7 protein-coding genes are annotated in these 10,039 nt (G+C 60.1%); 4 read left to right on the forward strand and 3 right to left on the reverse strand.

Annotation, left to right across the window (positions count from 1 at the left end):
- Positions 1-75 precede the first annotated feature (75 nt).
- The 3 genes from fadA to OKC27_RS14780 form a co-directional block, all read right to left on the reverse strand.
- The gene (gene fadA / locus OKC27_RS14770; protein ID WP_270806426.1) at positions 76-1,239 is read right to left on the reverse strand and encodes an acetyl-CoA C-acyltransferase FadA; all 1,164 of its coding nucleotides are present in this window, start codon (positions 1,237-1,239) and stop codon (positions 76-78) included.
- A 21-nt stretch (positions 1,240-1,260) separates the two neighbouring features.
- Complete coding sequence (fadB, locus tag OKC27_RS14775; RefSeq protein ID WP_182938531.1) at positions 1,261-3,408, reverse strand: fatty acid oxidation complex subunit alpha FadB; 2,148 nt, start codon at positions 3,406-3,408, stop codon at positions 1,261-1,263.
- Positions 3,409-3,612: 204 nt separating this feature from the next.
- The gene (locus OKC27_RS14780; RefSeq protein WP_182938530.1) at positions 3,613-5,550 is read right to left on the reverse strand and encodes an acetoacetate--CoA ligase; all 1,938 of its coding nucleotides are present in this window, start codon (positions 5,548-5,550) and stop codon (positions 3,613-3,615) included.
- A 190-nt stretch (positions 5,551-5,740) separates the two neighbouring features.
- Between OKC27_RS14780 and pepQ the strand changes: the two genes are divergently transcribed.
- The 4 genes from pepQ to hemG are packed head-to-tail and all read left to right on the forward strand — an operon-like array spanning position 5,741 to position 9,706.
- Complete coding sequence (gene pepQ / locus OKC27_RS14785; protein WP_042656826.1) at positions 5,741-7,063, forward strand: Xaa-Pro dipeptidase; 1,323 nt, start codon at positions 5,741-5,743, stop codon at positions 7,061-7,063.
- Positions 7,063-7,680: a YigZ family protein gene (locus OKC27_RS14790; RefSeq protein WP_075111864.1), complete on the forward strand. Its 618-nt coding sequence runs from the start codon at positions 7,063-7,065 to the stop codon at positions 7,678-7,680. Before pepQ ends, OKC27_RS14790 begins: the two co-directional genes overlap by 1 nt.
- 36 nt (positions 7,681-7,716) lie before the next feature.
- The gene (locus tag OKC27_RS14795) at positions 7,717-9,174 is read left to right on the forward strand and encodes a TrkH family potassium uptake protein (protein WP_182938529.1); all 1,458 of its coding nucleotides are present in this window, start codon (positions 7,717-7,719) and stop codon (positions 9,172-9,174) included.
- Positions 9,175-9,181: 7 nt separating this feature from the next.
- Complete coding sequence (gene hemG, locus OKC27_RS14800) at positions 9,182-9,706, forward strand: menaquinone-dependent protoporphyrinogen IX dehydrogenase (RefSeq protein ID WP_058053211.1); 525 nt, start codon at positions 9,182-9,184, stop codon at positions 9,704-9,706.
- Positions 9,707-10,039: the final 333 nt, after the last annotated feature.

A 10,039-nucleotide genomic window follows, 5' to 3' on the forward strand; every position in this document is an offset into this window, starting at 1 on the left:
GCGATACCCTGACCCAGGCCGATACACATGGTGGCAACCCCTAACAGTAGTGCATCCTGTTGATCCGGCTGGTTATCACACCCGTTCGAATACGGTAGCGATGCCCTGACCCAGACCGATACACATGGTGGCCACGCCCAGGGTGGCATCCTTCTCCTCCATCAGGTTGATGAGGGTGGTGGAGATGCGCGCACCGGAGCAGCCGAGCGGGTGGCCCAGCGCAATGGCGCCGCCGTTGAGGTTGACCTTCTCGTCCACCAGATCCTGCAGACCCAAATCCTTCACGCAGGGCAGGGACTGGGCGGCAAACGCCTCGTTCAGCTCGAACAGATCGATATCGCCGATGGTCAGACCGGCCCGCTTGAGCGCCTTCTGGGTGGCTGGCACCGGGCCGTAACCCATGATGGCGGCATCGCAACCGGCCACGGCCATGGCACGCACTCTGGCGCGGGGCGTGAGGCCGAGGGCCTTGGCGCGATCCGCACTCATCACCAGCATGGCGGCGGCGCCATCGGACAGCGCCGAGGAGCTGCCAGCGGTGACGGTGCCGTTGACCGGGTCAAATGCCGGGCGCAGCTGGCTTAAGCCATCGACCGTGGTCTCCGGGCGGATCACCTCGTCGTAGTCGTAGAAGAAGCGGGCGCCGCTGGCGTCATGGCCTTCCAGCCCGACGATCTCTTTGGCGAAGCGCCCTTCCACGGTCGCAGCATAAGCGCGGCGGTGGGAGCGGGCGGCAAACTCGTCCTGCTGCTGGCGGCTGATGCCGTGCAGCTTGCCGAGCATTTCGGCGGTCAGCCCCATCATGCCGGAGGCTTTCGCCACCGACTTGGCCATGCCTGGGTGGAAGTCGACGCCGTGGCTCATCGGTACATGACCCATGTGCTCGACGCCGCCGATGATGAAGATGTCCCCATCACCCACCTGAATGGCACGGGAGGCATCGTGCAGCGCCTGCATGCTGGAGCCGCACAGACGGTTGACGGTGAACGCCCCCACCTGCTTCGGAATACCGGCCAGCAGCGCGGCGTTACGGGCGATGTTGAAGCCCTGCTCCAGGGTCTGCTGCACGCAGCCCCAGTAGATATCCTCGATCTCGTTCGGGTCGAGGTTGGGGTTGCGCAGCAGGATGGATTTCATCAGGTGCGCGGACAAGTCTTCTGCACGCACGTTGCGGAAGGCGCCGCCCTTGGACCGGCCCATCGGGGTCCGGATACAGTCGACAATGACTACGTCTTTCATGAATGGATCTCCTTTCCGCAATCAGTAGAAGGTTTTGCCCTGGGCGGCCATCTCACGCAGCTTGTCGCTGACGCGGTAGAGCGGGCCCAAGTCGGCATACTGGTCGGCCATGGCCACGTAGCGATCCAGACCGATAGTGTCCAGATAGCGGAACACGCCACCACGGAAGGGAGGGAAGCCCAGACCGTAGACCAGTGCGATGTCGGCTTCGGCTGGGGTGGCAACAATGCCCTCTTCCAGACAGAGCACTACTTCGTTGATCATCGGGATCATCATGCGAGCGATGATGGCTTCCTTGTCAAAGTCTTGTTTCGGCTTGGCAATCGGGGCCAGCAGCTCGTAGCTGGCGGCATCGGCTACCTTCTTCGGCTTGCCCTTCTTGTCCTGCTCGTAAGCGTAGAAACCCTTGCCATTCTTCTGACCGAAGCGGCTCACCTCATACATCACGTCGATGGCGGTGCGGCCTTCCTTGCTCATGCGCGCCGGGAAGCCCTGCGCCATCACATCACCGGCATGGTGACCGGTGTCGATGCCGACCACGTCCAGCAGGTAGGCGGGGCCCATCGGCCAGCCGAACTCCTTCTCCATCACCTTGTCGACGGCGGCGAAGTCGGCGCCATCGGCAACCAGCTTGTTGAAGCCGAAGAAGTAGGGGAACAGCACCCGGTTGACGAAGAAGCCCGGGCAGTCGTTGACCACGACCGGGGACTTGCCCATGGCGGCGGCATAGGCCACCACGCGGTTGATGGTTTCATCGGAGGTCTGCTCGCCGCGGATGATCTCCACCAGCGGCATGCGGTGCACCGGGTTGAAGAAGTGCATGCCGCAGAAGTTCTGCGGGCGCTTCAAGCCCTTTGCCAGCAGGGAGATGGGAATAGTGGAGGTGTTGCTGGCGAGCACGGCGTCTTCGCCAATGATCCCTTCCACTTCGCCCAGTACGGCGGCCTTCACCTTGGGATTCTCGACCACGGCTTCGACCACTACGTCCACATGCTTGACGTTGTCATAGCTGAGGGTCGGGGTGATGGCGGAGAGCACCTGGCCCATCTTGATGCCGTCGATGCGGCCCTTCTCGAGCTGGCCGTTGAGCAGCTTGGTGGCTTCACCCATGCCAAGAGCCAGCGCCTTCTCGTTGATATCCTTCATCACCGCCGGAATGCCCTTGCTGGCAGACTGGTAGGCGATGCCGCCCCCCATGATGCCGGCACCCAGTACGGCGGCGTGGCTAGTGGCCTTAGCTGCCTGCTTGGCCGCCTTCTTGGCCAGCGCCTTGATGTGCTGATCATTGAGGAAGATACCGACCAGCGCCTTGGCGACATCGGTCTTGGCCAGCTTGATAAAGCCCTGCGCCTCGACGTTGAGCGCCTCGTCACGGCCCATACCTGCGGCGGCCTCGACGGTTTTCACCGCGGTCATTGGCGCCGGGTAATGTTTGCCCGCCACGGCGGCAACCATGCCGGCGGCGGTGGTGAAGCTCATCATGGCTTCCAGTTTGGAGAGGCGCAGCGGCGCTTTTTTGGCGGCGCGACGGCTCTGCCAGTCCAGCTTGCCCGCGATGGCATCTTTGATCATCTGCACCGCAGCGCCCTGCAGCGCATCGGGGGCGACCACGGCATCGATGGCACCCACCTTGAGGGCGTCATCGGCACGGACATCCTTGCCGGTGGTGATCCACTCCAGCGCGTTATCGGCGCCGATCACCCGCGGCAGACGGACTGTGCCGCCAAAGCCCGGCATGATGCCGAGTTTGGTCTCGGGCAGGCCGATTTTGGCTGTGGTGTCGGCCAGACGGAAGTCGGTAGAGAGGATGGTCTCGCAGCCGCCGCCCAGGGCGTGGCCCTTGATGGCGGAGAGGGTCGGCACCGGCAGATCTTCGATGGCGTTGAAGATGTCGTTGGCCTTTTTCAGCCAGCCGAGCAGATCTTCTTGCGGCAGATCGAACAGTTCCAGGAATTCGGTAATATCGGCACCGACGATGAAGGCGTCTTTGCCGGAGGTGAGGATCAGACCTTTTAGTTCACGTTCTTGTTGTAGTGCGGCGATCGCTTCGCTCAGGGAGAGCAGGGTAGCGCGATCCAGCTTGTTGACTGAACCCGGGGCATCAAACCTCAGCTCGGCAATGCCGTTTTCGAGGTAGCTGACCGACAGGGTTTCGCCTTGGTAGATCATGAGAGTGTCTCCTTGTTCCCACTCAGTGGGGGGTGTTGCTCCTTTATCCCCAGCAGGGGGCGAGGCTCACTATTGATCCAAAAGGAGACATTTTCAACACCTATTTAAAACATTTGTTTAACAGTTATCGAGTAAAAGCTCTTCATCACAAAACGGGCAAAAGAGAGGCGCCTTGCGGCGCCTCGGATGGATGTGAGTTTGTTATCAACTGGCCAGTTCCGGCCGGTTGCGATACTGGTTCAGCACCTCGGGATCGGCGAGGGAGTGGGTGTTGTTGACCGGTCTGTTGTGCACTACCTCCCGCACCGCCAGTTCGACGATCTTGCCGGACTTGGTACGGGGGATGGCATCCACCTGCAGGATGCGGGCGGGCACGTGGCGGGCGGTGCAGTGCTGCTTTATTTGCTGGCGGATCCGCTCGCGCAGCGGCTCATCCAGCTTGCAGCCCGCCTTGAGCTTGACGAACAGCACCACCCGCTCGTCCTGCTGCCACTGCTGGCCGATGACGATGCTCTCCTCCACCTCGTCCAGCTGCTCGACATAGCGGTAGATCTCGCTGGTGCCGATGCGCACTCCGCCCGGGTTGAGGGTCGCGTCGGAGCGGCCGTAGAACAGAATGCCGCCGGTCGGGGTCAGCTCGATCCAGTCGCCGTGGCACCAGATGTTGTCGAACCGCTCGAAATAGGCTGCGTGGTATTTGTCACCATTTTCGTCGCCCCAGACGTAGATGGGCTGAGCCGGGAACGGCTTGGTGCAGACCAGCTCGCCCTTCTCCCCCTGCACCGGCTGGCCCGCTTCGTTGAATACCTGTACCGCGAGGCCGAGGCCGCGCCCTTGGCTCTCGCCGCGATAGACAGGGCTGAGCGGATTGCCGATGACGAAGCAGGAGCAGATATCGGTGCCGCCTGAGATGGAGCACAGTTGTACATTTGTTTTGATCTGCTGATAGACGTAGTCGAATCCCTCCGGCGATAGCACAGATCCGGTGCTGCAGATCAGCCGCAAGTGCGGTAAGTCGTGGGTGTTGATGGGGGCATAACCCTGCTTGTGCAGCGCGTCGAGATACTTGGCCGAGGTGCCGAATAAGCTGACCTGCTCGTCGCGGGCGAGATCCCACAGCACGTTGCCGTCCGGGTAAAACGGCGAGCCGTCATAGAGCACCAGAGTGGCGCCGGAGGCGAGGGCGCTCACCAGCCAGTTCCACATCATCCAGCCGCAGGTGGTGAAGTAGAAGATCCGCTCCCCCGGTTTGATGTCGCAGTGCAGTTGGTGCTCTTTCAGGTGTTGCAGCAGGGTGCCGCCAATCCCGTGCACGATGCACTTGGGTTTTCCGGTGGTGCCGGAGGAGTAGAGGATATAGAGCGGATCGTTGAAAGCCATCGGCTCAAAGGCGAGCTGGGCACCGTGCTGGCTCGCCAGCAGTTGTTGCCAGTCGTGGCCAAGCTGCTGCGGGTTGCCGAGCAGGGGGATCATCACTGTCTGCTCTATGCTGCCTAACTGGCTCACCACGCTGGCGACCTTCTGCTGAATGTCGATCTCCTTGCCGTTGTAGCGATAGCCATCCACTGCAAACAGCACCCGCGGCCGGGTCTGGCCGAAGCGCTCCACCACACTGGCCTCGCCAAAGTCGGGGCTGGTGGAGGTCCAGATCGCCCCGAGGCTGGTGGTTGCCAGCATGGCAACGACGGTTTGGGGAATATTGGGCAGATAGGCTGCAACCACATCGCCACGACCAATCCCCTGATGGCGCAGCCACTGAGCCAGCCGGGCCACCTGATCACTCAATTCACGCCAGCTGAGGGTGCGGCTTGGGCTCCCTTCGATGCGGGAGATGATGGCCGGGCTCTCGTCCTGACGGCGCAGCAGGTTTTCGGCGAAGTTGAGGCGGCTGTCGGGGAACCAGCGGGTGCGCTGCATATCCTGACGGTTCTCCGCCACTATGTTGCCGAGTTCGCCCTTGACGCCGCAGTGTTGCCACACCAGCGGCCAGAAACGGGTGGTCTTCTCCACCGACCATTGGTAAAGCTGCGGATAGTTCTGCAACTGCAAGCCGTGGAAACGGTTCACCTCCGCCATAAAACGGTAGAGGTTGGATTGCTGCATCCCGAGCGGATCCGGTTGCCACAGGCAGAGGTTGTCCATGAGTAATCCCTGACTTCATGTATCTACCGGCAGTGTATTGAATTGTTTTTGATTTGTTAATGGTTGGTTTTTCGTTGATAACAAACAGGTTGTAACGCATGCGTTACCTCACGAAGCGGCAGCTTGACGGGTCGAGCAGCCCCGAGCTTGGTGTTATGCTGCTATCACATTCACCTCGGAGCAGGACGCCATGAGCAGCTACAGCCAACTTTTTGCCCAGCACCTCGATACCTTGCAGCAGCGCACCCGCGACATTCTGCAACAACAGGGGCTCAGCGGGCTGGCCATCCACTCCGGCCAGACCCACCGCATCTTCCTCGATGATCAGGATTACCCGTTCAAGGTAAACCCGCACTTCAAGGCCTGGTTGCCGGTGCTGGACAACCCCCACTGCTGGCTGCTGGTGGACGGGGTGAACAAACCGGTGCTGCTGTTCTATCGCCCGGTGGATTTCTGGCACAAGGTGGCGGATCTGCCCAATGCCTTCTGGGTCGAGTTCTTCGATATCCGTTTCCTGACCCGCCCGGAGCAGGTGGCCGACCATCTGCCTGCCAACAAGCAGGAGTGGGCTTACCTGGGCGGTCATCTGGAGGTGGCCGAGCTGCTGGGGCTGACCCAGCCCAATCCGGAGGCGGTGCTCAACTACCTGCACTATCACCGTGCCTACAAGACCCCCTACGAGCTGGAGTGTCTGCGCGAGGCGAACCGGATCGGGGTGCGTGGCCATATCGCCGCCAAGGACTCCTTTATGGCGGGGGCGAGCGAGTTCGAGATCAATCTGGCCTACATGAAGGCGGTCGGGCAGGGGGCCAATGAGGCACCTTATAGCAATATCGTCGCCATCAACCGCAATGCGGCCATCCTGCACTACACCCATTTGTCTGCCTTGCGGGTGCCGGATGTGGAGCGTCACTCCTTCCTGATCGATGCCGGTGTCGATTTTCACGGTTATGCCTCCGACATCACCCGCACCTGGGCGTGGCGGCGCGGCGAGTTTGCCGATCTGATTGCTGCCCTCGACGAGCAGCAGCAGGAGATCATCAAGGAGATCAAGCCGGGTCGCCGCTACAGCGAGCTGCACCTGCTGATGCATCACAAGCTGGCGCGCCTGCTGCAGACCACCGAGCTGGTGGACATGTCGGTAGACGAGATGATCAACACCGGGGTGACCAATGTCTTCTTCCCTCATGGCCTCGGCCACTTCCTCGGTCTGCAAGTACACGATGCGGGCGGGTTCATGCAGGATGAGCGCGGCACCCATCTGGCGGCGCCCGAGCTGTTCCCCTATCTGCGCTGCACCCGGGTGATGGAGGTGGATCAGGTGTTCACCATCGAGCCGGGACTCTACTTCATCGACAGCCTGCTGGAGCCGCTGCGTCAGGGCGAACAGGGCAAACGGGTCAACTGGAACAAGGTGGAGGCTCTGCGGCCGTTTGGTGGCATCCGCATCGAAGACAATATAGTGCTGCACGCCAACGGGGTGGAGAACATGACCAGACAAGCAGGGCTCTGATGGCGGCAGCGTACTCCATTCCAGCCGCCCCGCTGGAGTTGACCGAAGAGATAAAGAAGAGCCGCTTCATTACCCTGATTGCCCACACCCCGACCGTCGAGGCGGCCAAGGGGTGGGTCAACGAGATCAAGCGCCAACATCCGACCGCTCGCCATCACTGCTGGGCCTTTGTTGCGGGGGCGCCGCAAGATAGTCAGGTCTACGGCTTCAGCGACGATGGTGAACCGTCCGGTACGGCGGGCAAGCCGATCCTGGCCCAGTTGATGGGCTCGGGGCTCGGTGAAATCTGCGCCGTGGTGGTGCGGTATTACGGCGGTATCCAGCTTGGTACCGGTGGACTGGTCAAAGCCTATGGCGGCGGCGTCGGTGCTGCCCTCAAGCAGCTGCCAACCCTGCTCAAGGTGCCGCGCACTCCCTCTCTCATTCACTGCGATTACGGTGACATGGGGACGGTCGAGTCGCTGATCAGCAACCATAATGGCGAATTGCTGGCGGCAGATTACGGTCAGCAGGTCACCTTGCAGGTGGCTTGGGAGTCCGCTGTTTGGGCTCAGGTGGACCGTGAATTGACCGACCGGACTCATGGGCGGGTATCCCTCAGTCCCTTAGATGGCTAGAATCCATCGCTCTTTAATTGGGGAAAGGGAGCTGTAATGCACATCCTGAGCATTATTCGCATTGTTGGCCTGCTGGTTGCGCTGTTCAGCTCGACCATGCTGTTGCCTGCACTGGTGGCCTTCGGCTATCGGGATGGTGGTGGTGCCGAGTTCGTCAGCTCTTTTCTGATCGCTCTGCTGCTCGGCGTGGTGCTCTGGTTTCCCAACCGCTATCACAAGAAGGAGATGCGCTCGAAAGAGGGCTTCCTCATCGTGGTGCTGTTCTGGACCGTGCTGGGCAGTGTGGGGGCGGTGCCCTTCATCATGAGCGACGTGCCGGACATGTCGGTCTCGGAAGCCTTCTTCGAATCATTTTCCGGCCTGACTACCACGGGGGCGACGGTACTGACCGGGCTCGATAACCTGCCGAAGGCGTTTCTGTTCTATCGCCAGCTGCTGCAGTGGCTGGGTGGTATGGGGATCATCGTACTGGCGGTGGCCATTCTGCCGCTGCTGGGTATCGGGGGTATGCAGCTCTACCGTGCCGAGATCCCGGGGCCGGTGAAGGATACCAAGGTGACGCCGCGTATCGCCGAAACGGCCAAGGCGCTCTGGTTCATCTATCTGCTGCTGACAGCGCTCTGTGCGCTGGCCTACTGGCTGGCCGGGATGACGCTGTTCGATGCGGTGTGCCATTCGTTCTCGACTCTGTCGGTCGGCGGCTTCTCCACCCACGATGCCAGCATCGGTTTCTTCAACAGTCCGATCATCAACCTGATTACCGTGGTGTTCCTGCTGCTGGCCAGCGTGAACTTTGCGCTCCACTTTACCGTTTTCTCCCACCGTCCGGTTCGGATCGGGCGCTATCTCTATGACTCGGAACTCAAGGTGTTCCTGGCCATTCAAGCGACCCTGGTGATGATCTGCTTTGTCGCCTTGCTGACCCACGGACACTACGCCACCTGGCAAGAGGCGCTCAACCACGGGCTGTTCCAGGCAGTCTCTCTGGGTACCACCACCGGTTACAGCACCACTACCTATGCCGACTGGCCCTCGTTCCTGCCCATGCTGCTGATGTTCTCCGCCTTTATCGGCTGTTGCGCGGGCAGTACCGGCGGCGGCATCAAGGTGATGCGTTTCATGATCCTGTTCATGCAGGGGATGCGCGAGCTGAAGCGGCTGGTCCACCCCAGAGCCATCTATACCTTGAAGCTGGGGAATCGGGCGGTGCCCGAGCGCATCGTCGAGGCGGTGTGGGGCTATTTCGCTACCTATATCATTCTCTTCTTTATATTCATGCTGCTGTTGCTGATGACGGGGCTGAACGAAGTGACTGCATTCACCGCCGTGGCGGCGGCTTTCACCAACGTAGGTCCGGGGCTGGGAGAGGTATCTGCCAACTTCGGCAATATCTCGCCTGCGGCCCAGTGGGTGCTGGTGGTGGCCATGTTGTTTGGCCGATTGGAAATTTTCACGCTTCTGGTACTGTTTACTCCTGCATTCTGGCGTAGTTGAGGTTGTTATGGACAAGATTCTGGTGCTTTATTCCTCTCGGGATGGCCAAACCCGCAAAATAGTCGATGTCATGCTGGAGCAGATGCCGGGATGTGAAGTGGTGATGCATGACCTGCACACCTTGCCGATGTGCAACCTCAGCAAGTATGCCAAGGTCTTGATCGGTGCCTCCATTCGTTATGGCAACTTCCATCCCAGCCTGTTCAGCTTTATTCATGCCCATCAGGAGCAGTTGGAAGTGGCCAATGCGGCCTTCTTCTGCGTCAACCTGACTGCCCGCAAGCCAGAGAAGCAGACGCCGCAAACCAATGCCTATATGAAGAAGTTCCTGCGCCTCTCTCCCTGGAAGCCGAAAACTCTGGGTGTGTTTGCCGGTGCGCTGCAGTACTCCCGCTATAACTGGTGGCAGACTCGCATCATCCAGCTGATCATGAAGATCACCGGTGGTAGTACCGATACCAGCAAGGACCTCGAGTTTACCGATTGGGAAAAGGTGCGCAGCTTTGCCCGTGAATTCTGGTCAAAAAGGTAGCAGTGTGATGTAAATTCAGGGTTTATTGCCCGGAACAGCCCCGCCGATGCGGGGCTTTTGTTTAATAAAGCAACGGTTGAACCAGAAAACTGCAAAAAGTGCCATTTTTTGCAGTTTTGCTCTTGTCATCCCGGCGCGGCTCCCTATAATGCGCCCCTACCAGCACGGCGGAACACGCCGGACTGATGAGCTAGCTTCTTAATGAAGTGGGCGCCGAAAGAAAAGCGAAAACAATCGCTTGACTTTCGAAGTGAGAAGCGTAATATGCGCCTCCTCAACGCGACAAGCGTGACGCTCTTTAACAATTTGAATCAAGCAATCTGTGTGGGCACT

Origin of the sequence: Aeromonas sp. QDB62, from assembly GCF_027705695.1 — a bacterium.
Classification (GTDB): domain Bacteria; phylum Pseudomonadota; class Gammaproteobacteria; order Enterobacterales; family Aeromonadaceae; genus Aeromonas; species Aeromonas allosaccharophila.

Coding starts and splice junctions, on each gene's coding strand:
- fadA (WP_270806426.1), bottom strand. CDS start 1,239: ATGAAAGACGTAGTCATTGTCGACTGTATCCGGACCCCGATGGGCCGG.
- fadB (WP_182938531.1), bottom strand. CDS start 3,408: ATGATCTACCAAGGCGAAACCCTGTCGGTCAGCTACCTCGAAAACGGC.
- OKC27_RS14780 (WP_182938530.1), bottom strand. CDS start 5,550: ATGGACAACCTCTGCCTGTGGCAACCGGATCCGCTCGGGATGCAGCAA.
- pepQ (WP_042656826.1), top strand. CDS start 5,741: ATGAGCAGCTACAGCCAACTTTTTGCCCAGCACCTCGATACCTTGCAG.
- OKC27_RS14790 (WP_075111864.1), top strand. CDS start 7,063: ATGGCGGCAGCGTACTCCATTCCAGCCGCCCCGCTGGAGTTGACCGAA.
- OKC27_RS14795 (WP_182938529.1), top strand. CDS start 7,717: ATGCACATCCTGAGCATTATTCGCATTGTTGGCCTGCTGGTTGCGCTG.
- hemG (WP_058053211.1), top strand. CDS start 9,182: ATGGACAAGATTCTGGTGCTTTATTCCTCTCGGGATGGCCAAACCCGC.